Origin of the sequence: Synechococcus sp. 60AY4M2 (assembly GCF_002760375.1) — a bacterium.
Taxonomy (GTDB): domain Bacteria; phylum Cyanobacteriota; class Cyanobacteriia; order Thermostichales; family Thermostichaceae; genus Thermostichus.
Genome location: NZ_AUMZ01000001.1, coordinates 1220427 through 1246839 on the forward strand (window position 1 = coordinate 1220427; position 26413 = coordinate 1246839).

General features: G+C 60.4%; 25 protein-coding genes, 2 pseudogenes and 1 riboswitch. Of the genes and pseudogenes, 16 read left to right on the top strand and 11 right to left on the bottom strand.

Annotated features, from left to right (window positions below; genetic code table 11):
* Positions 1-74 precede the first annotated feature (74 nt).
* Together SYN60AY4M2_RS05330 and SYN60AY4M2_RS05335 are read left to right on the top strand one after the other, a co-directional pair.
* Positions 75-2813, top strand: coding sequence for a valine--tRNA ligase (locus tag SYN60AY4M2_RS05330; protein WP_099812447.1), 2739 nt, complete (start codon positions 75-77; stop codon positions 2811-2813).
* A 254-nt stretch (positions 2814-3067) separates the two neighbouring features.
* Positions 3068-3382 (top strand): RNA-binding protein, encoded by a 315-nt coding sequence (locus SYN60AY4M2_RS05335; RefSeq protein WP_011429415.1) that lies wholly within the window; start codon positions 3068-3070, stop codon positions 3380-3382.
* A 91-nt stretch (positions 3383-3473) separates the two neighbouring features.
* Here SYN60AY4M2_RS05335 and cobN read toward each other — a convergent pair whose 3' ends face one another.
* The 5 genes and pseudogenes from cobN to SYN60AY4M2_RS05355 form a co-directional block, all read right to left on the bottom strand.
* Positions 3474-5678, bottom strand: a complete 2205-nt coding sequence (gene cobN / locus SYN60AY4M2_RS05340) for a cobaltochelatase subunit CobN (protein ID WP_099812448.1) — start codon at positions 5676-5678, stop codon at positions 3474-3476.
* 389 nt (positions 5679-6067) lie between these two features.
* Entirely contained in the window at positions 6068-6217 is a 150-nt protein-coding gene (locus tag SYN60AY4M2_RS14395) for an SBBP repeat-containing protein (protein WP_228375497.1), read from the bottom strand.
* A 24-nt stretch (positions 6218-6241) separates the two neighbouring features.
* Positions 6242-6617: pseudogene (locus SYN60AY4M2_RS05345) on the bottom strand (hypothetical protein); the annotation flags it as partial.
* The gene (locus SYN60AY4M2_RS14205) at positions 6608-6955 is read right to left on the bottom strand and encodes a hypothetical protein (protein ID WP_206336911.1); all 348 of its coding nucleotides are present in this window, start codon (positions 6953-6955) and stop codon (positions 6608-6610) included. The pseudogene SYN60AY4M2_RS05345 and the gene SYN60AY4M2_RS14205, both read right to left, overlap by 10 nt.
* Positions 6956-7444: 489 nt before the next feature.
* Entirely contained in the window at positions 7445-7978 is a 534-nt protein-coding gene (locus tag SYN60AY4M2_RS05355; RefSeq protein WP_011429413.1) for a DUF4079 domain-containing protein, read from the bottom strand.
* 189 nt (positions 7979-8167) lie between these two features.
* On the opposite strand from SYN60AY4M2_RS05355, the gene SYN60AY4M2_RS05360 reads away from it, so the two are divergent.
* The 5 genes from SYN60AY4M2_RS05360 to SYN60AY4M2_RS05380 all read left to right on the top strand — a co-directional run bounded on the left by SYN60AY4M2_RS05360 (position 8168) and on the right by SYN60AY4M2_RS05380 (position 14702).
* The gene (locus SYN60AY4M2_RS05360; RefSeq protein WP_099812449.1) at positions 8168-8659 is read left to right on the top strand and encodes a phycobilisome linker polypeptide; all 492 of its coding nucleotides are present in this window, start codon (positions 8168-8170) and stop codon (positions 8657-8659) included.
* Between the two features lie 188 nt (positions 8660-8847).
* Complete coding sequence (locus SYN60AY4M2_RS05365; RefSeq protein WP_240527737.1) at positions 8848-11211, top strand: polysaccharide deacetylase family protein; 2364 nt, start codon at positions 8848-8850, stop codon at positions 11209-11211.
* A gap of 260 nt (positions 11212-11471) precedes the next feature.
* Entirely contained in the window at positions 11472-12167 is a 696-nt protein-coding gene (hisIE, locus tag SYN60AY4M2_RS05370) for a bifunctional phosphoribosyl-AMP cyclohydrolase/phosphoribosyl-ATP diphosphatase HisIE (RefSeq protein ID WP_240527738.1), read from the top strand.
* Complete coding sequence (locus SYN60AY4M2_RS05375) at positions 12127-12795, top strand: DUF1997 domain-containing protein (RefSeq protein ID WP_228375414.1); 669 nt, start codon at positions 12127-12129, stop codon at positions 12793-12795. The genes hisIE and SYN60AY4M2_RS05375 overlap by 41 nt, the downstream gene beginning before the upstream one ends.
* Positions 12796-12840: 45 nt before the next feature.
* Positions 12841-12941: riboswitch (Fluoride riboswitch) on the top strand.
* Between the two features lie 120 nt (positions 12942-13061).
* On the top strand, positions 13062-14702 hold the full coding sequence (locus SYN60AY4M2_RS05380) for a cation:proton antiporter (RefSeq protein ID WP_099812450.1): 1641 nt from the start codon (positions 13062-13064) through the stop codon (positions 14700-14702).
* Positions 14703-14774: 72 nt separating this feature from the next.
* On the opposite strand, the gene SYN60AY4M2_RS14210 is transcribed toward SYN60AY4M2_RS05380, so the two are convergent.
* Positions 14775-15131, bottom strand: a complete 357-nt coding sequence (locus SYN60AY4M2_RS14210; protein WP_049749708.1) for an IS200/IS605 family accessory protein TnpB-related protein — start codon at positions 15129-15131, stop codon at positions 14775-14777.
* 42 nt (positions 15132-15173) lie between these two features.
* A complete protein-coding gene (locus SYN60AY4M2_RS14735) occupies positions 15174-15383 on the bottom strand; it encodes a transposase (protein WP_206336864.1) in 210 nt (69 codons plus the stop codon).
* Between the two features lie 280 nt (positions 15384-15663).
* Here SYN60AY4M2_RS14735 and SYN60AY4M2_RS05390 point away from each other — a divergent pair.
* A pseudogene (locus SYN60AY4M2_RS05390) lies at positions 15664-15795 on the top strand (IS200/IS605 family transposase); the annotation flags it as partial.
* 225 nt (positions 15796-16020) lie between these two features.
* On the opposite strand, the gene gshA reads toward SYN60AY4M2_RS05390, so the two are convergent.
* Complete coding sequence (gshA, locus tag SYN60AY4M2_RS05395) at positions 16021-17157, bottom strand: glutamate--cysteine ligase (RefSeq protein WP_041438083.1); 1137 nt, start codon at positions 17155-17157, stop codon at positions 16021-16023.
* Positions 17158-17287: 130 nt separating this feature from the next.
* Here gshA and SYN60AY4M2_RS05400 point away from each other — a divergent pair, with 130 nt between their 5' ends.
* The 6 genes from SYN60AY4M2_RS05400 to SYN60AY4M2_RS05425 all read left to right on the top strand — a co-directional run bounded on the left by SYN60AY4M2_RS05400 (position 17288) and on the right by SYN60AY4M2_RS05425 (position 23081).
* Positions 17288-18727: an NAD(P)/FAD-dependent oxidoreductase gene (locus tag SYN60AY4M2_RS05400; RefSeq protein ID WP_011429406.1), complete on the top strand. Its 1440-nt coding sequence runs from the start codon at positions 17288-17290 to the stop codon at positions 18725-18727.
* Complete coding sequence (locus SYN60AY4M2_RS05405) at positions 18724-20001, top strand: hypothetical protein (protein WP_011429405.1); 1278 nt, start codon at positions 18724-18726, stop codon at positions 19999-20001. Before SYN60AY4M2_RS05400 ends, SYN60AY4M2_RS05405 begins: the two co-directional genes overlap by 4 nt.
* A gap of 57 nt (positions 20002-20058) precedes the next feature.
* Entirely contained in the window at positions 20059-20511 is a 453-nt protein-coding gene (locus SYN60AY4M2_RS05410) for a hypothetical protein (RefSeq protein WP_011429404.1), read from the top strand.
* Between the two features lie 117 nt (positions 20512-20628).
* Positions 20629-21930, top strand: a complete 1302-nt coding sequence (locus SYN60AY4M2_RS05415) for a gamma-glutamyl-phosphate reductase (protein WP_011429403.1) — start codon at positions 20629-20631, stop codon at positions 21928-21930.
* A gap of 132 nt (positions 21931-22062) precedes the next feature.
* Positions 22063-22704: a hypothetical protein gene (locus SYN60AY4M2_RS05420; RefSeq protein WP_011429402.1), complete on the top strand. Its 642-nt coding sequence runs from the start codon at positions 22063-22065 to the stop codon at positions 22702-22704.
* 2 nt (positions 22705-22706) lie between these two features.
* Entirely contained in the window at positions 22707-23081 is a 375-nt protein-coding gene (locus tag SYN60AY4M2_RS05425; RefSeq protein WP_011429401.1) for a DUF3493 domain-containing protein, read from the top strand.
* A 19-nt stretch (positions 23082-23100) separates the two neighbouring features.
* Here the strand turns inward: SYN60AY4M2_RS05425 and SYN60AY4M2_RS05430 are convergent, their stop codons facing one another.
* Positions 23101-23478: a hypothetical protein gene (locus SYN60AY4M2_RS05430; protein WP_011429400.1), complete on the bottom strand. Its 378-nt coding sequence runs from the start codon at positions 23476-23478 to the stop codon at positions 23101-23103.
* A 238-nt stretch (positions 23479-23716) separates the two neighbouring features.
* Here SYN60AY4M2_RS05430 and psaC point away from each other — a divergent pair, with 238 nt between their 5' ends.
* Positions 23717-23965, top strand: coding sequence for a photosystem I iron-sulfur center protein PsaC (gene psaC / locus SYN60AY4M2_RS05435; RefSeq protein WP_011429399.1), 249 nt, complete (start codon positions 23717-23719; stop codon positions 23963-23965).
* A gap of 160 nt (positions 23966-24125) precedes the next feature.
* Here the strand turns inward: psaC and nadD are convergent, their stop codons facing one another.
* Both nadD and ruvA read right to left on the bottom strand, forming a co-directional pair.
* Complete coding sequence (gene nadD, locus SYN60AY4M2_RS05440) at positions 24126-24749, bottom strand: nicotinate-nucleotide adenylyltransferase (RefSeq protein ID WP_099812452.1); 624 nt, start codon at positions 24747-24749, stop codon at positions 24126-24128.
* On the bottom strand, positions 24746-25360 hold the full coding sequence (gene ruvA / locus SYN60AY4M2_RS05445) for a Holliday junction branch migration protein RuvA (protein ID WP_011429397.1): 615 nt from the start codon (positions 25358-25360) through the stop codon (positions 24746-24748). Before ruvA ends, nadD begins: the two co-directional genes overlap by 4 nt.
* Positions 25361-25475: 115 nt before the next feature.
* Between ruvA and SYN60AY4M2_RS05450 the strand changes: the two genes are divergently transcribed.
* Positions 25476-26411: an alpha/beta fold hydrolase gene (locus SYN60AY4M2_RS05450; protein ID WP_011429396.1), complete on the top strand. Its 936-nt coding sequence runs from the start codon at positions 25476-25478 to the stop codon at positions 26409-26411.
* Positions 26412-26413 lie beyond the last annotated feature (2 nt).

Below are 26413 nucleotides of genomic sequence, written 5' to 3' on the forward strand. Positions count from 1 at the left end.
CAAGAGCCCGCCGGCTTAAAGTAAGCCTGCTAACCTATAGGGTAGTCCTTTAACAAGCCTGGCCTGGATTCTGCATGACTGCTGCACCTTCCCTCGCCCACCTGCCCAGCCAGTACAACCCCTTTGAGACCGAGCCGAAGTGGCAGCGCTTTTGGGAGGAAAAGGGGTTTTACGTAGCGGATCCCAAGGCGCCGGGAGAAGCCTTCAGCATGGTGCTGCCCCCGCCCAATGTCACCGGCAGCCTACACATGGGCCATGCCTTTGCCTTTACCCTGCCCGATGTGGTGGTGCGCTACAAGCGCATGCGCGGCTACAACGTCCTCTGGCTGCCGGGCACGGATCACGCCAGCATTGCCGTGCACACCATCCTGGAAAACCAACTGCGCCAGGAGGGCAAGAGCCGCTTTGAGCTGGGCCGCGAGGCTTTTCTGGAGCGGGCCTGGGCCTGGAAGGAGCAATCCCAGGGCACCATCAAAAGCCAACTGCGGCGGCTGGGCCTGTCGCTGGACTGGACGCGGGATCGCTTTACCCTCGACGAGGGCCTGAGCCGGGCAGTTACGGAAGCCTTTGTCCGCCTCTACGAAGCAGGGCTGATCTATCGGGGCGAGTATTTGGTCAACTGGTGTCCGGCCACCCAGTCAGCAGTCTCCGACATCGAGGTGGACAACAAAGAGGTCAAGGGCCACCTCTGGCATTTCCGCTACCCCTTGGCCGCCGATCCCGGCCAGTACCTGGTGGTGGCCACCACCCGCCCGGAGACGATGCTGGGGGATACAGCCGTGGCGGTCCACCCCCAAGACGAGCGCTACCGCCATCTCATCGGCCAGTTTGTGCGGCTGCCCATCAAGGATCGCCTCATCCCCATCATCGCCGACGAGTATGTGGATCCCACCTTTGGGTCTGGCTGTGTCAAGGTCACCCCGGCCCACGACCCCAACGACTTTGAGATGGGCCGGCGCCACCAGTTGCCCTTGATCAACATTCTCAACAAGGACGGCACCCTCAACGAGAACGGGGATCCCTTCACCGGCCTGGATCGCTTTGTGGCCCGCGAGAAGGTGGTGCAGTGGTTTGCTGAGCACGGCCTGCTGGAGAAGGTGGAGGAGTACACCCACAGCGTGCCCTACAGCGACCGCGGGGGTGTGCCCATTGAGCCGCTGCTCTCCATTCAGTGGTTTTGCGATGTTTCCGGGATGGCGGCCCGCTGCTTGCAGGAGGAGCGGGAACACCACAACCCCCGCTTTATTCCGGAGCGCTGGACCAAGGTTTACACGGGCTGGCTGGAGAAGCTGCGCCCCTGGTGTATCTCGCGGCAACTGTGGTGGGGGCACCAGATCCCGGCCTGGTATCCGGTCATCGACGGCCAGCTCCCTGAGGATCCGCAGGCTTTTGTGGTGGCCCGCAACGCCGAAGAGGCGTGGGCCAAGGCGCGGGAGAAGTTCGGCCCCGACGTGGAGCGGCTGGAGCGGGATCCCGATGTGTTGGACACCTGGTTTAGCTCGGCGCTGTGGCCTTTTTCCACGCTGGGCTGGCCGGAGGAGACGGAGGACTTCAAGCGCTACTACCCCACCTCCCTGATGTCTACGGGCTTCGACATCATCTTCTTCTGGGTGGCCCGCATGGCCATGATGGGAGTGCAGTTTACCGGCCAGATCCCCTTCAAAGATGTCTACATCAACGGCCTGGTGCGGGACGAGCACGGGGCGAAAATGTCCAAGTCCAAGGGCAACGGCATCGATCCCATCGAGCTTTTGGACAAGTACGGCACCGACGCCCTGCGCTACGCTTTGGTTAAAGAAGTGGTGGGGGCCGGCCAGGATATCCGCCTGGCCTACGACCGCAAGACTGGCGAGAGCGCCAGCGTCGAGGCGGCCCGCAACTTTGCCAACAAGATCTGGAACGCCTCCCGCTTTGTGCTGCTGAACCTAGAGGGGCAAACCCCCGCCCAACTGGGATCCCCGGCTCCGGAGGCGCTGGAGCTGGCCGATCGCTGGATCCTGTCGCGGCTGCACTCCACGGCCACCCAGGTTATTGAAGAGCTGGAAGCCTACGGCCTGGGCGAGGGGGCGCGGCTCTTGTACTCCCTGATTTGGGACGACTTTTGTGACTGGTACATCGAGCTGGCTAAACCCCGGCTGCGGGGAGAAGACCTCGCTTCCAAGCGCACGGCGCAGCAGGTATTGGCCACCGTGCTGGAGACCATTCTGCGGCTGCTGCACCCCTGGATGCCCCATATCACCGAAGAAGTCTGGCAGCTCCTCACCCAGGCCAACCAAGCCACCTCCATCTCCGTCCAGCCCTATCCCACCCCCGACCCCAGCTGGGTTAACCCGCAACTGGAGCGGGAGTTTGGCCTGGTGATCCAGACCATCAGCAGCCTGCGCAACCTGCGGGCAGAGGCTGGCCTTAAGCCGCATCAGACCATCGCCGCCTTTCTGGTTACCGCCGATCCGGACGAGCAGCGGATCCTCACCACCGCCCAGGCCTACATCCGCGAGCTGGCCAAGGTGGAGTCCTTAGAAATCACGGGATCCCTGGCCAGGGATCCCAAGCAGGTGGCGGCTGCCGTAGTGGGCACAGTGCAGGTGCTGGTGCCCCTGGCAGGGCTGGTGGATGTGGAGGCGCTGCGGGCCAAGGTGCAAAAAGATCTGGCCAAGCTGGAAAAAGAAGCCCAAGGGATCCGCGCCCGCCTGGAGAACCCCAATTTCCTCAGCCGGGCCAACCCCGAAGTGGTGCAGGCCAGCCGCGAGCAACTGGCGGAGCTGGAGGCCCAGATGCAGCTTTTGCAAGCCCGCATGGAAAAGTTGGGCTAGAGCAGTGGGGAGCGCTCTCCTTGGCGGCTCTTGCCCTGGGCAGCCGACTTTCGTAGCCTCGAGCTTAATGGCACCGGCTATTTTTGCGAAATTGCAGTGGCCATTCCCCATCTCTGTGTTACGATAAGGCTTAGCTCGAGATAAATGTCGGTTGTAGCGTTCGGTTCTTCCGGTCTGGACGGGTTTTCACGTTTTGTATTGGCAGACGGCTCTCCGAATATCTCGCTTGTTCCTCTCTCTTTCGGAGATCGTCGATGTCGATTTATGTAGGTAACCTTTCCTTTAAGGTGACGGAAGCGGAATTGACCGCTGTGTTTGCCGAGTACGGTTCTGTGAAGCGGGTGCAGATCCCCACCGACCGCGAGACGGGCCGCATCCGCGGCTTTGGGTTTGTGGAAATGAGCTCTGAGGCCGAAGAGCAGGCTGCCATTGCCGCTCTGGATGGCGCGGAATGGATGGGCCGCGACCTCAAGGTCAACAAGGCTCGCCCGCGGGAAGAACGCCCCACCTCCGGTTTCCGCTCTGGTAACGGCGGCGAGCGGCGGCGCAACTTCCAATCTCGCTATTAACTCGCTATTAAAACGTCAACCCCTCACCCCCGGCCCCTCTCCCAGAGGGAGAGGGGGGTTGGGGATCGAGACAACGAGCCTTTTCTTGCAACTAAGCCGGCGGTTTGTCCGGCCAGGGCTCTGTCAGGTCAACGGCTAGGGGATCCCAGTCCCAGCCCCAGTCGCGGGCAATGGCCTGGGTGAGGCCCAACTGGCCAGCGCCCGGGTAGCGGGCCAGGGCCAACAGGAGATCCACCAGTTGCTCGCCAGTGGGGGTGCGGCCAAAAATGTGCAGCCCATCCCGGATCTGGGATTCTTTGAGCTCGCAGAGGTAGCCATCGAGGCGGCCCCAGTCTTCCTCTTTCTCCAGGTTGAACTGCCAGTCCAGCTGCTCTCGGCGAACCAGCTCTTGGATCTGGGCGCGAATCAGGGGGCAGCGGCCCGGATCCATCTGCTGGGCCTCGTAGTACTCGTCCATCAGCCGCTCCAACTCTGCCAAGGGGCCGTAGAGCTCGGCGCGGGTCAGGGGCGGGGTGAGGTGGTCGAGGATCACCGCTTGGGCCCGCCGCTTGGCCTGGGATCCTTCGCCGGGGTCGTTGACGATGAAAGGATAGAAGTGGGGCAGAGGCCCTAGGGCAATTTCTGGGTAGCAGGTGGCGGAAAGGGCGGATCCCTTGCCGGGCAGCCACTCCAGGTTGCCGTGCTTGCCCACATGCACCACCGCGTGGACGCCGAACACCTGGCGCAGCCACAGGTAAAAGGCCAGGTACTCGTGGGGTGGCACCAGATCCGGAGCGTGGTAGTTCAAAGAGGGATCCCGGTCGTAGCCCCGCGGCGGCTGGATCCCGACAAAAACGTGCTCCAACTGCAGGCCGACAATGGGGATGTCGTGGGCAGGCGGATCCCCCCACTGCCGCAGCAGATCGCCTTGGACAGCGGCAGGCAACTGGGCAAACCACTCCCGATAGAGGGCAGCCGGCAGCACCTGCCGCGCCGGGCGTAGGGATCCCAGCGGATCATAGGTTTGGCCCTGGGTTAGCCAGCGGATGAGCTCATCTCCGCTCTGGGGCAGTGGACAGGCGCGGTAGCCGGCTTGCGCCAGGGCTTTGAGGATCTCGACGCAGCTTGCCGGTGTATCCAACCCTACCCCATTGGCCAGCCGCCCATCCCGGCTGGGGTAGTTGGCCAAAATCAAGGCCAGACGGCGCTGCTCGGCAGGGGTGCGCCGCAGCTTTACCCAGTTGGCCGCCAGCTCGGCCACAAACGCCACCCGATCCGGCACGGCCTCATAGGCCATGATCTCCGTCTGCAGGCGGGGATCCCACTGTTGAACCGTCTTGAACGAGATGGCCCGGCTGAGGATGCGCCCGTCCACCTCTGGCAGCACCACGTTCATGGCCAGATCCCGCGCCCCCAAGCCTCGCGTGGCGTTCTCCCAGCGCTCCCGCGACCCGCTGCTCAAGACCACCTGCACAACCGGCACATCCAGCTCCTGCCAAAGGCGAACATCGGGCTGCTCGCTCTCCAGCCGAGCGAGGGAAAAACTGGTGGTGTTCAACAAAAGTTCAATTTGGCCGCCGAAGTGCTCCCGCATGGCCTGGGGCAAGTCCGGCTCCTGCAGGCTGTAGGTATAAAGACACAGCGGCTGCAACCCCCGCTCCTGCAGGGCTTCGGCCAGGGCATCTATGGGCTGCGTATTCCCCGCCAAAACATGGGCCCGGTAGAGCAGGATCCCTACCTTGGGGGCGTGGGGATCCCTGGGCAGGGGGGGATGGTAGATCCCCAGGCGGGGCAGCACCTGCGGCTCCGGCACGGCGTACTCCTGCCCCAGGAACTCCCTGGCCAAGAGTTTCAAGCAGGCCGCCACATTGGCCGCCCCCCCTTCCAGCCAGTACTGCCACACCCGGTCTGCCACCGCTAGGGGCACGGTGGAGTGGCTGACCAAATCCCAGTCGGGGCGGTCATCCCCAGGGATCACAATCAGGGTGGATCCCGCTGCTGCCGCTACCTCTTTGGCCACCTCCAGGCCATAGCTCCAGTAGGCCCTTCCCCCCAAAAGGCGAAGGAGCACCACCTGGGCCCGCCGCAACACTTTCTCGGCGTAGTCGTCGATGCTCAGGGGCTGTTGCAACTGCAGCAAATTGGCCGCCCGCACCGCTGGAAAATCAGCCGGCAGCAGCCGCATCGCCGCGCTCAAGGCCGTCAGATCCGTGTCGGCTGCCGACAGGACAACGATGGGGGCCGGATCCTGCTCCAGGAAAACGACCCCGCCTTGCGAAGGATCCCATCCCCCTGGCAAAGCGGCTATCCGATGCATAGAGCCAGCGCCAAGCGCTCCGCCAGTAACTTCTCCTCAGCGTACACCTCAGCTTAGCGACCGTACTTAAGCACAAAAGCAGCCTGCCCGCCGGCGCTGGTCTGGCCGGGGAAAGTTCCCTGGTTGACACTCCCACCCAGGGGATTCTTACGCAGCCCAAAATGGACTCGCGAAGGCGCTGTCAAGACGCCCCTAGACAGTCCTTTGAGGCATAACCTCAAAGTTCTGCTTACTTCGGACTTAAGTTCCTCCAGGTTAGTTATTGCCGCGCGGGTTTTGCACCGCAGTAGGTTGTTTTCCTGGAGAAGCTCTGTACTAACTATAACAAAGAAGCAACTAAAGTTGCTCAAGGGCTTTTCCGCCCCGCACTCAAGTACGGGGCTACCAAGCTATCCTCTTGTGTACTTGCGCAAGAAAACATCGCTGCTCCCCGCCGAGCTTTGGCCAAAAAAGTTTCCCTCGGTTACCCCTGCCACCCAAACATTTCCCTGGGCATCAATCGCGATGGCGCGGGCTTCGTCAGAGGAAGGGGTGCCCAACTGGCGCAGCCAAGGGCCGCGACCACACCCAAAACCTAAGCCGACACAAGCTAAGCCGCCCAGAACTGCTCTAGCCAGTGCCTGTCTCCTGCTCATAGGCCCTCTTTTCCGAGCTACTCCCCGTTTCATTCCCTCCCACACCCCTGTCTGGTCGAGGGCAATCAAATCCTCCGCTGGAATATCCCTGACTTCTTGACTATAAGCTAGTCGTTCTCTTTGCACCTCTTCTTCTTGGTCTCTCGCACTGCGGTAAGTCTTTTTTTAGAGTCATTCCTTGCTTTTTCAAGAGATTGTGTATCGTGACGGTACTCACATCAATCGCTAAGCCCTCCCGCAAGAGTTCTTGATACTGCCACAGGTAGAAGTCTGGTTGTTCCGCAATAATTGCCATCACTTTCTTGAGAATCTTCCCTCAAAGCGATCCCCGCCCGGAAGGGCTAGGAAGAGCTGAAAATCCTCTTCCCTACCATTGTGGGAGGTAGCTGTCATTAGCAAGAAATGGCGCGTTAGCTGGGAGAGCAACTTACCTAGCTTATAGCGCTTGGTTTCCTTGACTTCTCCGCCGAAAAAAGAGGCCGAGAGCTTGTGAGCCTCATTGACAGCAATCAAATCCCAATCTGTTGCCTTCAGCTTTTCTTGCAGCGCCTCATCTCGGCTCAGTTTATCCAGCCGGGCAATCAGCAAAGGGATCTCTTGAAACAAATTTCCCGTTCGCGCAGCTTCAATCCGCTGCAGCACTAGGCTGCCAGGACAGACAATGAGACAACGGTGCAGATTGCCGCGAATCAAGAGCCCCGCCATAACTCTCTTGCCGGCGCCGGGATCTTCAGCCAGCAAAAAGCGCAGCGGCTGCCGCGTCAGCATTTTTTCATAGACGGCGCTAATCTGGTAGGGCAGAGGTTCCGCCAGGGAGGTATGAACTGGAAGTAGGGGATTGAAAAGTGGGCTAGACGAATTCGTTAGGCTTCGGAAACCAGCGGGAACAGAGCCTCATCTCGCTTGAAGTTCCAGAAAAATCCCTCGGCTACAACTTCTGGGGCCGTCTCTTTGTCCCGAAACACTCCCCCGACTAAAGTCGGGGGATTCCTACGCAGTCCACAAGCGGACTCATCAAGTCGTTGTCAAGACGCCCCTACACAGTTCTCTAGGGCAAAGCCCTAAGGTTCTGCTTACTTCGCTGAGCAACGCCCCCACCCCAGGCACTGGAAGGAAGAAAGCCGGGATCGCCTACAGAGATAGGCCCAGCTTCAGTCCCAGCAAAGCATGGGCGAAGAGCACGCAGAGGATGAGGCTGCCTAAGTAGGCATGGGTGGTGCGCAGGGCCTCGCGGTTGCCCCCAAAGCCACTTAGGGACAGGGCACCGTTGGCTGCCAACAGCAGCAACACCAGGGATCCCGTCCAAAAATGGGGGCTGCTCAGCAGGGGCTGGCCCTGCATGACCAAGGAGAGAAGGCCGCCGGTGTAGCCTAGGGCAATGAAGGTGGCCATCCAAGGGGCCAGCTTGCGGTGATCCCAAAGCGGCTTTTGGGCCGATTCCGGCAGGGATCCCTCGGCTGCTAGGCGCAAGACCCGCCCCCGCCAGCCGGTCAGGCCGACAAAGCTGCCCATGACCACTACCACAATGCCCATCATCAAAGGATGTCCCCATTGCACGATTGGCTGGGGCAGGTTGAAGCCGGCAAAAAACTGGGCCACCGGCTGCAAGGCAGCCGTCAACCTCTCCGAAGTTGCCGACAGATCGGGCAGAGCCACACTCAGCATAGGGATCCCTCCACCTTCGGGACAACTACAACTTCTTAACAAATCTACAACAAACCCACTTTCGATGACAGATGCCGGCGGGAAGCTTCAGGGGGTACAGCCGCAACGGTAAAATGTCTAGCGGTGAAGCCGTGGTCGGCCACAGATCTTCGGCTGCCGCCTGCTGATGAGCAAAACGGAGTTATTCACATGGCCAAGTTGTTGTTGGGGGATCAGTCCTTTGAAGTTGAGCTGCTGACGGATGTGCCCACCAATTGGCCTGGAATTAAAGTCATGTCCAAGGGCGCCAAACTGGATATCCCAGCAGGAACAGTGGTGAGGGTGGAGTCGGAAGATGACCATGTAACCGGCTCTTACAAGGTGGTTTATCGTCTGGCTCCCGCCTATCCTCGCAGTTGGCGGCTGCTTCTGGAGCGGGAGAGTGCCGCTGCACCGCAAGCGGAAGCGGCTCCAGCGACCAAACCTGCTCAGGTTGCCCCTTCGGCAGCCTCGTCCCTGCCCAACAGCGACAAGATCTTCACCATCAAGGTAGCCGGTCTGGTGGGAGGGGGCGTGCGCAAAAGCGTTGTCGAGTACAAAGTGCCCTTCAGCCGCCTTTCTCAAGAAGTAAAGCGGATTACCCAAAGGGGGGGCAAGATCGTCAGCATTACGGAGTCCAATTTGTTGAGCAACCTCGACTAACTTGCCTGGAAGGCATCTGGGGCGGTGGGCTTTGGCTCTGCTGCCACTTCTATGGGCTGGGGTGCTACCTGGGCGAGGAAAGGGATCCCTGGGCGTTTTGGAGGGAACCACGGGCAAGGGCTTCCCTATCCCCAACCAGGAGATGGGGGTGGTAGGCTGACGTTGGTTTTGCCGGTGAGGAGGAGGACATGACGTCTCGACAGCCGCCGACGCGCCGGGGCGGCCATCCAGTTCCTAGGGCAAAAAGGGGATCCCCCTTCCTGGGCCGAAGTCTTTCTAGCTCTGCGCAGCGACCGCCAACCCAGTTGCGCTTCCGGCTGCTCCGCTTCTTGGCTTTGTTGACCACAGTGCTGGGATTTGGGACGGGAGCCCTGGTGGCCTGGGCCACTGCCCATCCTGGTTGGGTGAGCCGCCTGTCGGGGCTGCTGCCACCCCCAGCCGAGTTGCCAGCGCCTCGGGCCGAGGCCAAGGCAGCCCGACAGCGCCCGCCCCTCCCCCAACAGCCGCAACTGCAGCGGGATCCCTTTGCGTTGGATCCCTTGGCCAGCCTCTCCTACGTGCCCGCCATCATGTATCACGATGTGGTGGCCGGCCGCAAAGAGGTTTGGTTTGACACCACGGCGGCGGAGCTGCGACAGCACTTTGAAGCCATCAAGCAGGCGGGGCTGATTCCCATCCACATCGACCAGCTTTACAAACACCTGCGAGATGGGGATCCCTTGCCGGAAAAGGCCATTTTGCTCACCTTTGACGACGCCTACCTTGGGCTTTACGAAAACGCCTACCCGCTTTTGAAGGAGTACAACTACCCCGCCACCTACTTTGTGCAGACCGGCTTTGTCGGCGTGCCCACCAGCAAAGATCACTTCACCTGGGATCAGATGCGGGAGATGGATGCCAGCGGGTTGATCGACTTTGCTGCCCACACCGTCAACCATCCCCCTGACCTACGGGTGCTAGACGATGCCCGCCTGCGGCGAGAGGTGTTTGACTGCAAGACCAAGCTGGAAGAGGAGCTGGGCCACCCCATCCACTACTTCGCCTATCCGGAAGGCAATCGGGACGAGCGGGTAAAGCAATACCTGGCCGAGGCGGGTTACTGGATGGCCTTTACGATGGATCCCGGCTTTACGGGACAGTCGCCCAACTTGCTGGAGGTACGGCGCTTTAACCAGTTTCGCATCACCGAGGCCATCATCGGCGCCCGCACCTTCACCCTCAGCCGCAGCCCCGACTACTGGCTGGATGTGACTCAGCCCCTGGCCCCGACCGATGAGGTCATTGACGGGGTGAGGATCCTCACCATCCGCGGCGGACGGGCAGCCACGGTGCACGCGGAGCGGCGCTACGAGGTGAGAACCTTGGCCCAGCGCTACCAGGCCGATGCCGGCATCAACGGCAGCTTCTTCTCCATTCCTTGGATCAACTCCGCCAGCAACGTCATGGTGGGACCGGTGATGGCCGCCAACCACAAGACGTTCATCCCCGGTCGCCCCGAAGACGACAAGGTGGTGCGCGGTCGCCCCCTGGTGCTGCTGGGCAGGGATCGGCTGCGCTTTGTGCCTTTTGATCCCGACACGATGACTCAGCTCGACAACCTTCGCCAGCTCATGCCGGATGTCACGGACCTGTTTGTGGCGGGCTTGTGGCTGGTCAAGGATGGCCGGGCCCTTTCGCCAGCGGAGATTGACTCGTTTCGCCTCTCTAGCGCCGCCGAGTTCCGACCCCGCGCCTTTTTTGGGGTGGACGACCAGGATCAGGTGGTAATCGGAGTTACCAAAACCCACGTCAACGCCGCCATCCTGGCTAGCCTATTGCCCAAAATCGGGATCCGCGAGGCGGTGCTGCTGGACTCTGGCTTTAGCACTTCGTTGGTTTACCGAGGAGAAATTCTGGCCACTGGCCATGCCGGCCCCAACCAGCCCAGCCGCCCGGTGCCCCATGCCATTTTGCTCTACGACCTAACCCGTTTGTGGAGGGAGGATCCCCAGCAGCAGGCAAGCGCCAACTCTCCCGGCAGCCGGCTGGAGGGGCTGGTGCAGTTGCTCCCCAGCGGCGACCAGGAAGTGGCCAAGGCGCAGCTGGAGAGCATCCTGGCCGGCCAGCGCACCCTCAAGCGGGGGGAGCGGGGCCCGGCCGTGGTGGCGGTGCAACTGGGCTTAAGCCGCCTGGCCGCTCAGCAGGGAGGGCTGGATCTGCTCCCCTCTGGCCCCGATGGGGTGTATGGCAATGAGGTGGCCCAGGCAGTGGCAGAGTTGCTGTTGACCGATCGCGTCAGCGGGACGGAGTCCTTAGCTGGGGGCGGTGAGACGGGATCCCCGCAAACAACCCCCACTCCCCTGGTGGCGGGAACGGCAACCCTGTCCCGATCGCGTCCGTGGGACGGAGTCCTTAGGGTGGATGCCATCGATGCTCAACTGCTGCAACGCTTACTGGAGCGGGTTAATCTCGCCCCAGCCTCTGTGTTGGTGGATACCCGTCTGGAGCGGCCAACTTGGCCTCTGGAGCGCAAGCCGACCCGGAAGCTGCTGCCGAGAGCGGCTCTGGATTGACATACTCCCCACAGCCATAGCTGCAAAGAGTTGGTGAGCGCAGCGATTTAACCTCAAGCTGAGGCCAAAGCCAGGCTAGGCCCCCCTGGTTTGCAGGGTGAAGTTTCTCCCGGCAGAAGCCAGGCTGGTCGCGACTGTTGCGCGTGAAAGTGGCCGAGCGGGGTTGGGATCTGGGGGGAGTGAGAGATATCCTTTCTGGGGCGAGTTCTGCTATCCTGCTTTCAGGAATCTTTAACCTTTCTGATTTTCTGCCGCCTTTGATGGTTGTTGCTTCGGCCTCTCTTGCTTCAGCAAATCTGCCCCGCACTCTTCTGCCGGCGGAGATCGCCCATCTAGACAACCTCAGCTACAACGAACAGGGTTTGATCCCGGCCATCGTGCAGGACTACCTGGACGGGACGGTGCTGATGATGGCCTGGATGAACCGCGAGTCGCTGCAGAAGACTCTGGAAACGGGCCGCACCTGGTTCTGGAGCCGCTCCCGCCAGGCGCTGTGGCCCAAGGGGGAAACTTCTGGCCACGTGCAGTGGGTCAAGCAAATCCGCTACGACTGCGACAGCGACGCGCTGGTTATCTTGGTGGAGCAGGTGGGAGAGGCGGCCTGCCACACAGGGGCGCGAAGCTGCTTCTTCCGCACTCTCCCCGAGAAGGAAGGGGATCCCATGCCGGCCGCCGATACCCTGTCGCAGGTGTTTGCCGTGGTCAAGGCCCGCCAGGCGGATCCCCGGCCCGATTCCTACACCAGCAGCCTGCTGGCCAAGGGAGACAACGCCATCCTGAAAAAACTCGGCGAGGAGACGGCTGAAGTGGTGATGGCGGCAAAAGAGGGAGACAAGGCAGCCCTGGCCCGCGAGGTGGCGGATCTCTGGTACCACTGCCTCGTGGCTCTTGCTCATCATCAGGTGGATATTCGGGATGTCTATCGCCAGCTCCAAGCCCGCCGTTCCCCTCAGTGAAGGTGCTCTGTCCGAGGAGGGGGAGCTGCCTTTGGAGGAGATGGAGCAACCCCCCGCCAAGACCTACCTAGATTTACAGGCTGCGCGACGGGGCCAGGTGGATCTGGAAACCGACCGGGAGACTTTGGCCCGTTACCTGCGCGGCCATGGCCAGTGGATCCAGCGCTGCTTCCGGCCACTCCAGGTGGAGCCCCTCTCTGCCGAAATCTATAGGCTGCAGTTTTTCCGCATGGGCGGGCTGGGGTTTGAGCTGGAGCCCAGCTTTGGGGTGAAGATCTGGCCAGAGGAAGATTACCTGTTTCGGCTGACTTCCATTGAGCTGCCGGGGGATGCCGCCCTGCCCTACTGGGTGGATTGTCGGGCCAGCTTCCGGCTGGAAGAACTACCGGGATCCCTGGCCACCACCCGCGTCCACTGGGATCTCCAGCTGAATATCCGGCTGCATTTGCCCAAGTTTTTGCAGGTTCTGCCGCGCAAGTTGGTTCAGAAAGTGGGCAGCCAGGTGGTGCAGCAGGTTACCCGCGGCCTCAGCGATCGCTTTACCCACAATGTCTGCAGCGATTTCTATGGCTCCATTGGCCGTTCCCATCACCCCTATCGCTTGGTTGCGGTGGAAGATGGGGCGTGATATGGTAAGGGGCACATGTGTTGCGGGCAGGCTGCTTGGTCCTTCCCGGCAACGGGCGATGGGGTTCGCCGCAACCGCCTCAGGCAGATCCTAGGGATAAAGTTTCTCTAAGACTTAGAGCTGGGGCTGATGACTCCTACTCTTCTGGGCAGATCCAGGGGGTGGGAGTCTTTGATGTTGAGTTCTCACCCCGCAGAAACGCGAACGGCTTTTTCTCCCTGGGCTGCCCTTCAACACCCTGACGACAAGGAGATGAGGATCTGGTGATGCTGGGCAGTTGGCTGTGGATCTTGGGGATGGGCTTTTTTGTCGGCCAGATCCTGGGCCGGCTGGGAATGCCGCCGCTAGTGGGGATGATCCTGGTCGGGATCCTGTTGCAAGAGGTCTTGTCCCCAGAGCTGTTGGCGGCAGCCGGGGATCTGCGCTTGGTGGCCGTCACGATTATCCTGATGAAGGCCGGGCTGGGGCTGGATCGGGAAAAGCTGGCCCAGCAGGGATCCGTGGCGCTGCGGCTGGGGTTTTTGCCGGCAGCCTGTGAGGCGCTGGCGGTGGCGCTCTTGAGCCGCTGGATCCTGGGGTTGGACTGGGCGACGGGGCTGCTTTTGGGCTGTGTAATCGGGGCGGAGTCGCCGGCGGTGATCGTGCCGGGGATGTTGCGCCTCAAGAGCTTGGGCTGGGGGGTGGCCAAAGGGATCCCGGACGCCATTTTGACCGGCAGCGCCCTTTCCGACGTGCTGCTGCTGTTGGGCTTTAGCCTGTTGCTGAGCTTTTTGGGGCAGGGATCTCCAGAGGGCCTTCGCCTGTTCGGCCTGGAGCTGTCGCCGCTGCAGTGGCTGCCGTTCCAGGTGGGGATGGAGATCCTGCTGGGGGTGGCCATCGGCTACCTGGGGGCGCGGCTTTTGGTGGCGCTCCTGGTGCAGCAGAACTGGACGCGCAACAGCACGCAAGAGGTGTTGCTGGCAGCCTGCCTGGCGCTGGGCCTGGTGTTGGCGTCGCAGGTGTGGCCCTATTTTTCCGGCTACCCGGCGGTGATGGCCCTGGGGTTTTTTCTCGTCCAACTGGATGGGCCGCTGGCGCGGCGGCTGCGGCTTGGGTTCGACGCCCTCTGGACGGTGGCGGAGATCGTGCTGTTTGTCCTGCTGGGGGCCTCTTTGGATCTGCAGGTACTGGGATCCCTGCTCTTGCCCGGCTTGCTGCTTTTGACCCTGAGCCTGCTGTTGGGCCGGGGCCTGGGCTGGTGGCTTTCCACGGTAGGGAGCAACTGGAACTGGCGGGAGCGGCTCTTTTTGCTGCCGGGCAACATGGCCAAGGCCACGGTGCAGGCGGCCATCGGCGGCATCCCCTTGGCCCAAGGGATCCCTGGCGGAGAGACCATCCTGGCCATAGCGGCCTTGTCGATTCTGGCCACAGCACCCCTAGGGGCTTGGCTGACCCAGGTCTTTGCCCCTCGCCTGCTGGAAAAAGGGGAGGTGGATCCCACCAAGGTGGGCAGCCAGGGCAAGGTGAGCTTCTTGGCAGCCGTCGATACTTCTCCCTTGGCCGAGGCAGTGCTGCGCAAGGCAGCGGATCTGGCGCGGCGGCTGGACGGGGAAGTGATTGTGCTCCATGTTACCGACGAGCCGCAGGGGAAGAGAGTAGAACAGTTGCGGCAGCTGGCCCAGCGCCTCTTGGCCGACATTCGCCACGAATTTTGCCTGGCCTCCGGGCCTTTGGCAGAGACCATCGTGGGCCTAGCCCAGGAGCGTCAGGTTACCGATATAGTCATGGGCAAGCGGGGCCAGCGCGGCTGGGAGCAAGTATTGCTGGGATCCACTTCGCAAGCGGTGTTGGAGACCAGCCCCATCCCGGTGATTTTGGTGGAAGAAGAGGAGTTCGGGAAAGCCAGAATTGACACTCCCACCGCCTAAAGGCGGGGGATTCTTACGCAGTCCACAAAAGAACCCGTAACGGCGTTGTCAAAGCGCCTCTAGACAGTTCCTTCACGCAAAGCCCCAAGGTTCTGCTGACTTTCTTAAGTAGGTTGGTGGCAGCATTCGCCTCAGCCTAGAGGGTCTCCACCCGTCGGGTTTTTCACCATAATTAGGTAGCTCATCTCCATCTAGGAAGCTTGCCTGCGAGCTGTACGCCTCCTCTACCTCAATAAACTCCATGCCATAATGCTGACATAATTGCGCAATACGCTCCTTGAACCGACCTGTTGGAATGAAAACAAAGTTTTGGTTAAAGCCGCATTCTTGTTTTTGTTCTTTGTTCCAACCAAAGACGATTCTCCCAATTGAGTGGTGTAAACAGAAGTCAATGACCTTGCGCGCAGCTTTGTGGATTGCATCCCGCATCCGCCGGTTTCTTTTTTCCGTAATTCGACCAAGCTTTTGCAATCAAAACCCCGGCAGTTTGTGAGTCTTGAGCCTAGCCAGCTCCTTGTTGTACCCCTGGTTAAAGGACTTGACTTTGCGGCCGTCAATGATGAAGCTATGTCCTAAGTTGCTAACGCACGTAAGCCAGTTGTTGACTCCGTGGTCAATTGCTAAAGCTTTTCTCGGATCCAGCGATTGAGGTCGAGCAGGCTTGGCATAGACCCACTTCAGCTACAGACTTGCAGGTCTGTTGCGCGGCGGAAACATACATTGCGATGAAGTGCTTGCTTTGGGTTCTCCCCATCTCAGCGCAAAGCTCACCATAGCTTGCCCATCGCTTCGTTTTGAAATAGACTTGTCTCGCATAGTACAAAGCACAGTTGCTTATTAGACTGTTGACACACTAATAGGGGGACTAGCTCTCTGTTCCTGACTATAACCTGCTGACAGCCGTACTCCATCATTGTTGGCAAGCGGCATGACAACCGCAGTCTGACATGGGCAAGCGATAGTGCGAGAGGAAAGTCAACGGTACAATCACTACAACCATGGTGTGGGGCTAGCGGTTGTTTATCTTATTTTTTGGCTAAAGAGAAGGAAAGAGGTCTTGGTAGGAGAAGTCAGGAAGAGGTTGTTTGAGCTATGAAACTATATCAACGACCCCCATCATGGGTAAGCGACCAAAGTCGCTAGCGGGCTTTTCCGGCGCGCACTCAAGTGCGGGGCTACCAAACTATCCTTTTGTGTGGCTCGGCAAGCCCTAGGGGAAGTGGTGGAGCCTGTCTAGGCGAATCTAAGTCAGGTTTGAACTGGGGATCTGGTGGGGGGCAGGCACCGGACTGAGAAGCGCCCACCGTTGGGCAAAGGCTTAGCCAACAAGCTGGCAGAGGGTCTCTTGTCTTTCTCGGTCTTGTTCGGCCAGCTCCTGAATGGCCCGTTGGTACACCTGGGCGGGTGTGGATCCCTGGTCGACCTGCTTCAGCCAGCGCTGGGCCTCGTTGCCCTGTTGGAGCAGAGTTTGCAGGGGAGCCAAAAAGCAGCCCAGGCCCTGGGGTTGGCCGAGGCGCCACGCTTCGGTCAGCAGCTCTTCAATCCACTCCTGGGCCACCCGTTCTCGGCCCGTGCGCCAATCGACCAGACGGGCTCGCAAGGACTCGCGAGCAGCGGCCTGCTCGTTGGCCTCGCAAAGGCTCTCCAGCTCCGTCGGTGTCAAAGGCCCCCGCAAGGGATCCAGCGCTTCTGGCTGGGCCAGCAACTGCCAGAGACGGGCCTCTACCAAGGCAGTGATGGCCAGGGTCATCACCGGATCTGCCACCAGGTCGCAGATGCGCAGCTCCACCCGGTTGAGATGGTAGGGCCGCTCTGGGCCGTTGGGCCGCACAGAGGCCCAGAGGTGGCGCACATTCTGCATCGTGCCCAGGGCCAGTTGCTCCCGCATCCAGGCGATGTAATGGGCGTGATCCCGGAAGAAGGGCACCTGGGCCGGCGTTTTGGGAAACACCTGCCAACGGCTGGAATGGTAGCCTGTCACCTGGCCGTCCAGAAACGGAGAAGAAGCGCTCAGGGCCAAGTACAGGGGAGCTTCCGCCCGCAGCAAACGGCAGGCAAGAAAAATGGCCTCGCTATCCGGCAGGCCAACATTGATGTGAATGCTGGCGGTCACCACCCGCGTGCCGTAGGTGCGCTCGATGTAGTCGTGGTAGGGGTTGTCCGGATCCGAGCGCTCAAAGTGGTCGCTGCCGCCCAAAGCCAGCGTGCTCCCCGGCAACAGGGTGTAGGGGCCAAGGCGGCGCAAAAATTGCCGCAGTTGCAGCCGAGGCCGCAGCAGGGCACAGAGCAGATCCTCGTAGCGGCGAAGGGGCGGAGTGATGTACTCGACGTTGCGCCGATCTGGTTCTCGCACAAACCCCGGCAAAGCCTGGCAGATGCGATCCGACAACCCCACCACTTCTCCGGCGGCGGTGCCGGTGTACATCTCTACCTCAAAGCCCTTGGTCAACAGCACAGGCCAGCCTCCAGCCGCAGCCTCCTCAGTCTAACCTCTACCCATTTTCCCAGGGTTGTGTAGGAAAGGGTTTCTCGCACTACCGTACAATGTCGGCAACGCTTGAAGACGATCGTGGGGAAGGGGCGGCGTGCGGGATCCCATCTACATTCTGGGAGCAGGGCCGGCGGGCATGGCGGCTGCCTACCGCTTGACCCAACTGGGCTTCCCTGTGGTGGTAGTGGAACGGGAAGACAGGGTTGGGGGCTTGGCCAAAAGCATTTGCTACCGGGGGTTCATTCTCGACTATGGCCCGCACCGCTTTTTTACCAAGATCCCAGCGGTGCTGGAGCTGTGGAACCAGGTTTTGGGATCCGAACAAGTGACTGTCCGGCGGCTTACCCGCATCTACTACCGCAAGCACTATTTTCAGTACCCCATTCAAGCCTGGGAAGTCCTGCGCAAAGTTGGCTGGTGGGAAAGCCTGCTCATTGTTCTTTCCTACCTCTGGGCCCAACTTATCCCGCACCCAGCTCCCCAGAACTTTGCCGACTGGGTCAAGGGAAAATTTGGTAGCCGGCTTTTTCAGATGTTCTTCAAGAGCTACACGGAAAAGCTCTGGGGGATCCCTTGTACCGAAATCAGCGCCGATTGGGCTGCCCAGCGCATCAAAGGTCTCAGCCTTGGGCAAGCCATCCGCAAGGCCTTGGGCTGGAAGCGCGGTTCGGTCAAATCCCTGATCGACCAGTTTCAGTTTCCCCGCCTGGGATCCGGACAGCTCTACGAAAAAATGCAGGAGTTTTTGCTGGCTGAGGGTCAAAAGGTTTGGCTAAATACAGAAGTCATCGCCCTTAGACATCAGGGATCCCGGATTGTCGAGCTGCAATTGCGCCATCTCCAGGATGGAAGGGAAACTTGGGTCTCCCCCTCCCACGTCATTTCTTCCATCCCTTTGACAGTGTTGGTGCAGAGCCTGCGGGAACTGCCTCCCCCCCAAGTGCTGCAGGCAGCTCGCAAGCTCAAGTTTCGCAACACCGTTTTGGTTTACTTGATTGTGCAGGGATCCCAGCTTTTCCCCGATAACTGGCTGTATATCAATGAACCAACAGTACAAGTTGGTCGGGTAACCAATTTTGCCAATTGGTCGCCGGCTATGCTCCCCAACCGAGAACAAACCCCCTTGTGCTGTGAGTATTGGTGCAACTTTGAGGATCCCTTGTGGCAAGCCCCTGAGGAGGAATTGCTGGCTTTGGCTGAGAGGGAGCTGCGCCAAATTGGCCTGCTCCAGGATCAGAAGATCTGCGGTGGCTTTGTGGTGCGCCTGCCCCGCACCTATCCCATCTACGCCGGCAGCTACAAAGAAGACTTGGCCATTTTGCAGAGGTATCTTGGCGAGTTTGAAAATCTGCAACTGGTAGGCCGCTACGGCTCGTTTAAGTATAACAACCAAGATCACAGTTTGCTGATGGGCCTGCTGGCTGCTGAGAACATTCTCCAACCCGGCAGCCACGATCTCTGGCAGGTGAACTCCGATGACGATTACCAAGAGGAGATTAAAGTGCCATCCCCACCCGCAAAGGTGCGACAATGAGCTTCCCTCCTAGCCACCTCTTGCAGCACAGCCGGCAGCATCTGGTCTCTTTTGCCGTCCAAGTTTTGCTTCCCGCTGTGGCTTTGACGCTGCTGCAGATTTTCTTGATCTCCTTTTGGAGCCAGGAGGATGACTATGCTTCCATCTTCAAGGGTTTAACCCAGCGCGATAGCTACTGGTACCTGAGCATTGTGGAGCGGGGGTATCAGTTTGTGGGCTTTGACAAGATTGCCTACGAGCAGAGCAATGTGGCCTTCTTTCCAGGCTATCCCCTGGCGGTGGCCGCCATGAGCCGCCTGTTGGGAGTTGACCCTGAACTGGGGCTTTATCTCACTGCCCAGCTCTTTTGCTGGCTGATGTGGATTTACCTTTTCCTGTTTTACCGCCGCTGGCAGATCCCCACTCTTTGGCAAGTTTTGGCAAGTCTGATTATCTTGGTCTATCCCAGCAGTTTTTACCTTGTCGTGGGCTACAGCGAATCCCTCTTCATGGCCAGCTTGTTGGGTTTTTTCTACTGGTTGGCCTGCTTGAATTCGATGAAGGCAGGGCTCCTGGCCGGGATCCACGGTTTTGCGATGAGTGCCACCCGCATTGTGGGTTTGCCGGTGGCGCTGGTTCCCCTGCTGCGGCTATCCCGCCGTTGGTTTTGGACGGCAGGCGCCGTTGTTTTGGCCTTGTTGGGGGGGCTGAGTTTTTTCCTCTACTGTCAGCTCCGCTTCGGTCGCTGGGATCTCTACATGGAGATGCAGCGCTACTTTACCGGCGTCCAGGCCAATTACCAAGCCCTTTTCCAGGCTCATACCTATGTTCTTTCCCCTGAGCGATGGCAGGTCTTGCTCTCTCCTTCTGCACCGCTGCAGGATCCTGGCCTGTGGTCTGATGCTCTCAGCCAACTGTTTGTGTCTGTTACGCTGGGATCCCTAGTTGTTACAGGCTTGCTGGATGGTTTGAGTGTCGTGGCCGGTAAGAGCCGGCGCTGGCAGGAGCGGCTGGGGTTTCACCTAGCTGCCTGGGCTATGTTCTACATCGCTGTAGCCGGCATGAGTCCCCTAGGCCAGCGAAGCATGATTCGCTACTGCCTACCGGTTCACCTCGTGCAAGTGCTGGCCCTCCTGCACTGGGCCAAGCACACAGATTTCGGCTTCCTTCCCCTGTGGGCGCGCCCCCACCTAAGCAGAGTTCTCAAGCTGGGCTATGGGCTTCTGGGCCTGATCTTCCTCGTCCTCAACCAGATCTTGACCTGGCGCTACGTCCACCATCTCTGGGTGGCTTGACCCTGCTTTCTTGAGGATAGGATGTGAGGGATCCCGACTTCTCACCGACTGAGAGCTGTGGCGTTTTCCTCTCCCCACAAGTGGCCTCGGCAGAAATCGTCCCTGCGAGTGGCTCAGCCCATCGAGCCCACCAAAATTTACCCCTGCCCCTGTTGCCACCAAGGTCAGTTGCGCCTGATTACCCTGACTGAGGCTTTTGGCTGCAGCCGTTGCCAGCATATTTTCGCCATCACCCCCGACCGTTTGCACATTGAGCAACTGGCCGTCTCCTACCCCTACCGTAAAATCTGGTTCTGGAACGGCCATCAGTGGGTGTTGCACCGGCAAAGCACTTTCCAGGGATCTGCGCTCTTGGGCCTCACCCTCAGCCTGGGGGTTGCTTTGGCGGTGGGGTTTCTGGGCGTGTTGCTCTTCCCCAGCCAAGCCCAGTTGCTCAGTTGGTTCCTGATTCTTTGCCTGTTGCTGACGCTGTTGATGGTGACGGCGATCCTGCTGCTGCGGCGGCCTTGAGATGCTTGGGATCGTTGCCAGGGATCCCTAGTTTCAGCCCTTGTGGATCTAGCCATTTCTTGTTAGCAGTGGTCAGGAGCAGGTCTGTCGTCGGTCAGCCGGGCAGGAGGGAAGCGAGTGACCGATTTTGGTTCAGCCTTTGACCTCAGCACCACCCTGCGCCAGGTGCGCCGCTTGCTGCCTCAGCTCCAGCGCTTGAGCGGCGAAACCAAACGCCAGGCCCTGCTGGCTCTCTCGCGCCGTTTGCTGGAGCGCTCCGATCTGCTGTTGGAGGCCAATACCCTCGACCTGGAAAGCTGCCGCGAGCAAACCCTGCCGGAGTGGATCCTCAACGGCCTCAAGCTTACCCCCGAGCGCCTGCAGCGATCCGCCCAGTTGCTTGCTCTCCTGGCCCAACAGCCGGATCCCATCGGGAGCCTGGAGAGGGGGTGCCGTCAGGACAACGGGCTGTTTATTGGCCGCTACCGCGTCCCTTTGGGGCTGATCGCCTTGGTCTACGAGATCTACCCCGAGTTTGCCTTGAATGGCATTGGCATGTGTCTCAAGACGAGCAATGGCGTGATCTTGGCCGGCAGCGGCCCCATCCAGAAAACCCATCAGGCCCTGGTCAACCTGTTGGCAGAGACCGCCTACGAGCACGGGATCCCGGAAGGGGCCATTCAAACCCTCCCCGCCCAAGACCAAGCGACCGATCCCCAGGCCGATTCCCCACTGTTGCTGTTGTTGCAGCAAACCCGCTATGTGGATCTGGTGATCCCCTGCGGTCGCCCCGGCTGGGTGGAGTTCCTGTTGCAGGCCAGCAAAGTGCCGACTCTGGTCACGCATCTGGGGTACGGCCACATCTATGTGGATCGCACCGCTCCTTGGCCTTTGGTGAAGTCGGTTTTGTTGGATCCCTTGGCTCGCTATGGCCCAGAAGGGATCCCGATCTATCAGCCCCTCACCCTTTGGCTGCTGATCCACACCGATTGGGCCGCCCATCATCTGACCGCCCTGATTGAAGACTTGCTGGGTCAAGGGATCGATATACAGGCAGCAGCCCCCATTCTGGAGCGATTCCCCCAGCTTCAGCCGCTGGGGGAAGGCTTTGACTCCACAGAACGGCCTCATCTGCGCCTCCAGCCCGTTGCCGACCTGACGGAGGCGATCGCCTGGATCAACAAAAATGGCTGTCGTCAATCGGAGACGATCCTCACCGACAGCCAATCGGCAGCCCAGCGCTTTCTCCAGGAGGTGGATGCCGCCCTGATCCACATCAACACCTCTCCCCTCTCGGCAGGCCGGGGAGCCGGGATCCCCACCTTGGGAGCGTTTCGCGACCTGTCTTTGGGCATTTCCACCCAGCGGCTGCACGTGCGCGGGCCCATCGACCTGGAAGCCTTGACAACGGTGAAGGTAGTGGCTCAGGGTGACCTGTAGCAGGGGAAAGTTGGGATACCGAACTGCTGTTCTCCCCAAAAGCCAAGAGATGGCGTGAGACTAGAAAGGGAGGAATGCCGGCCCCGTCGTCCGACGTCCAACCCAGCCCAACAGACAGGGGGGAGAACTCCTTTGGGGATTGACCTGCGCAGTTACGTGTTTTTGGATCGGCTCCAGCCCCAGTACGCTGCTTATCTGGGCACGGTGGCCCAGGGCTTTTTGCCTCTGCCAGGGGATACTTCCCTCTGGGTCGAGATTTCCCCCGGCATCGAGATCAACCGCGTTATGGACATCGCCCTCAAAGCCACCTCGGTAAGGCCGGGGCTGCAGGTGGTGGAGCGCCTCTACGGCCTTTTGGAGGTACACTCCAGCAACCAGGGGGATACCCGCACTGCCGGTCGGGCCATCCTGGCGGCTTTGGGGGTGAGCGAAAAGGAGCGCCTCAGGCCGCGCATCATCTCCAGCCAGATCATTCGCAACATCGATCCCCACCAAACCCAGTTGATCAACCGTTTCCGCCGCGGCCAGATGCTCCTAGCCGGCCAAACCCTCTACATCCTGGAGGTGCAGCCGGCAGGCTATGCCCCCCTGGCCGCCAACGAGGCAGAAAAATCGGCCCGCATCAACATCCTCGAAGTGATGCCCTTTGGCAGCTTTGGCCGCGTCTACTTGGGCGGGGAAGAGCAAGATATTCTGGCTGCCTGTCGGGCTGCCGAGGAAAGCTTGGCGGCGATTTCTGGCCGGGATCCCCTACTATTGCCCGAGGAGGTGTAGCCGTGGCAACATCGGAGCCCAAACCTTCCCCAAAACCTGGCTCGCCCCTGCCCCCAGGTCGGGATCCAGCGGCAGATCGGGTGAGGCTGCTCACGGAACTGGCCGCCCCTTACCGCAGTCTGCGGCGCTTTGTCTACCTGGCGGTGGGTTTTTCGGCCACCATCGGGGCATTTGTATTTTTCTTTCGAGCCTTGGCAGGGCGGGATCTGGAGACCACCCTGCCCAGCTTGGCCTTACAGTTAGGGATCCTGGCCGGCGCCCTCGGCCTCAACAGGCTGGAAAGCCACTCCCAGCAAAAGCTGGTCAGACGGATGAAGCAGCGCCTTAGCAGCCAAAAAGACTCGCCCCGTCCGCCCGAGGGCGATGCCCCGCTTTAGGGCAGGGACGGCTAGCCTGTCAATAGTCCCAGTCCCCTTGGCGGGGATCGGAGTCGTCTTCCTCGTCGGCGCTGGGAAGATAACGGCGGGCTTCCTGGGGCCACTTTTGGGCTATTTGGATGGCAAGAAAGGCCGCGAGAGCCACTAAAACTGCCAAGGTGAGAATTGGAATCGCCAGGATCACCACTGCGCCCAACACGTAGATGGCCACCTTGGGCAAGGAAGGATCCACCCTCCAGCCACGCCTGTACACCCAGTCGGTGAGCTGCCGATCCCAGCGGCGCAGGCGAGGTATGTTCTCCGCATAGATTTCCTGGAGAATGCCGGCCAAAACGGGCCCCAGGCGGTGCATTTGGCTTCGAGTTTGCCTTCTCCAATTCCGCAGCGAGCGTCCCATTCGTAGGATCCTTGCCCTGTCCTTCCTCAGGCAATCCTAGCCCAACCGCGAGGGCGACCTTCCCGTCGGCGCGGCAAGGGATCCCTGGGGATGTAAATTTGTCTGAACATTTGGATCGCAGTTCGGGGTGGTTTGGCAGGACTACAGTACACTGAAGGCACCCGTGCAGTGGTGTTGCTGCCACGCCCTTCGGTAAACCTTTTTTTAATCTTTCAAACAGCTCGACTGGAGAACGCTAATGGCTCACACGGTCAAGATCTACGACACCTGCATCGGCTGTACTCAGTGTGTGCGGGCCTGCCCTACTGATGTGTTGGAAATGGTGCCCTGGAAGGGGAACAACAAGGCCGGCATGATTGCCGCAGCCCCCCGCACCGAAGACTGTGTTGGCTGCAAACGCTGTGAGACTGCCTGCCCCACGGACTTCTTGAGCATCCGCGTCTACCTTGGCCCCGAAACCACCCGCAGCATGGGCTTGGCTTACTAAGCCATCGGCAGGTTGGGTTGCAATTTTCATTTGAGACAAGCCTTCCTACTTTCAGCGAAACAGCCTCTCTTCAGCCCCTCCTGGCTGGGAAAAAGTTGGGCGGGCTGTTGCTCTAGTGAACGGGTTTATCGGAGAGGAGGGATCCCTCCTCTTTTTTTCTTCAAGGGTTGAGGTAGAGCCGGTGTTGGCGAATGTAGTGCTCCACAGCAGGGGGCACCAGGTAGCGGATGGATCCCCCCTTTTGGATTTGCTGGCGCAGGTAGGTGGAAGAGAGCGTTAGGGTGGGGGCGTCCAGGATTGCTGCCCGGATGGGCAGCTTTGCGGCCACCGACCGCAGCACTTGGGCGGCGTCGCCGGCATCGATACGGGGGGCAACAATCCAATGGCAGAGGCGGGCCAATTCTTCCGCCTGGTACCACTGGGGCAGATCCCGCAGGGCATCCACGCCGATAATCCAATACCACTGGGTATCCGGCTGCTCTTGCATCAGGCTGCGCAGCGTCTCGATGGTGTAGGAGGGGCCGGGACGGCGGATCTCCAGGTCGGAGCAGGCAAAGCGCTCGTGGTCGGCAATGGCCAGCTTCACCATGGCCAGGCGATCGGCTTTGCTGGCGCCGGCGGCCAAGGGCTTGTGGGGAGGATCCCCTGCCGGCATCCACAGCACCTGATCCAGGTTGAACTGCCAGAGGGCCTGCTCCGCCATGATCAGATGGCCGTGGTGGACGGGGTTGAAGGTGCCGCCCAGAATGCCAATGCGGCGCTGCTGGGGATCCGGAGGGCTCATGGCTGCCGGCTGAGGTAGGTGATGGCATCCCGCAGCCACTCTTCCGTTGGGCGGGGTTGGGAGGGCAAAGCTTGCAGGGCCGCTTGAATTTCTTGGAGGCTGTAGCCGAGGGCCAGCAAGGCCATTTCCACCTCTTCCCGGATGGCCGGAGGCGGCCCGCCGGCCAGGGGGCGATCGGCGTTCTCCAGGCCTTGTCGCCAGTGGGCCAGCTTGGTTTTCAGCTCCAAGGCTAGCCGTTGGGCCGTTTTGTGCCCTACCCCTGGCGTGAGGGAAAGTAGGCGCACGTTTTCGGTCACCACTGCCTGAACCAGCTCCGGCAGGCCGAAGGTATTCAGCAGAGCCAAGCCCAAAGCCGGCCCCACCCCCGAAACTTTGATGAGCTCCACAAACACATCGCGCTCGGCTGGCGAGCCAAACCCGTACAACACCAGCTCGGTCTCTCGCACCACCAAGTGGGTAAACACCCGCACGGGCTCTCCGATGGGGGGCAGTTGCTTGAGAAAACGCGCCGGGGCCTTGACCCGATAGCCGATCCCCTGCACCTCAACGGTGAGGCTACTGCGCTCTCCCCATTCGATGGCGACGAGGTGGCCGCTCAAAAACGCGATCATGCTGCGAGTCCAATCCGTGTTTAGGATACGCTGCTCGCCTACAGCTCCAGAGTCGGCCGAGCAGAATCTAAAAGAATCTAGAATAAGAAATAACAAAAGCTTACAAGCGACCTCTATGGCTTCAACATCGGCATCGGCCACTCCTATCTCGGCACGCTGGATTTGGCGGGGGCAATCCGTCCATTACGTCAAACAGGGCGAGCAGGGGCAGCCTTTGCTTTTGGTGCACGGCTTTGGGGCTTCCACCGACCACTGGCGTAAAAACATTCCCGAATTGGCTCAACACTACCAGGTCTATGCCATCGATTTGCTCGGCTTTGGCCGTTCGGCCAAGCCCAACTGGGACTATCGCGCCGAGATCTGGCGGGATCAACTGCGGGATTTCTGTCAACAGGTGATCCGGCGGCCTGTGGTGGCCATTGGCAACTCCCTGGGCGGCTATGTGGTGCTCAGCCTGGCGGCAGAGTGGCCGGAGTGGGTGCGGGGGGTGGTGCTGCTTAACGGGGCAGGCGGCTTTTCCACGGTTAAGGGATCCCCATCTGGCTGGCGGCAATGGCTGGGTGGCCTGGTAGGCTGGGGCCTGCGCCAGCGCCTGGTGTCTTACCTATTGTTTCAGTATTTGCGGCAGCCGCGGGTGATTCGCTCCAAGCTGAAGCAGGTCTATTACGACCCGGCGGCAGTGACGGATCAACTGGTGGAAGACATTCATCGCCCCACGCGGGATCCGGGGGCTGCCGATGTGTTCGTGGCCCTGATGCGGGGCGGGCAGAAGGGGCGCTATGTGGACGAGCTGCTGCGCAGCTTGGTGCGCCCCCTGTTGTTGATTTGGGGCGAACGGGATCCCTGGATGCGGGTCCGCGAGCGCTCTAAGCTCTACCGGGCTCACTACCCTCAGGCGGTGGAATACTTCCTGGAGGCCGGCCACTGCCCTCACGATGAGCGCCCCGAAGAGGTCAACGCCCTGATCCATCGCTGGATCGAGCTGGGGATCCCGGCCACCACCTCTCCTCCCCTTTCCAAAGCAGCGCCGGTCTCAGACCTGCATCCTTAGCC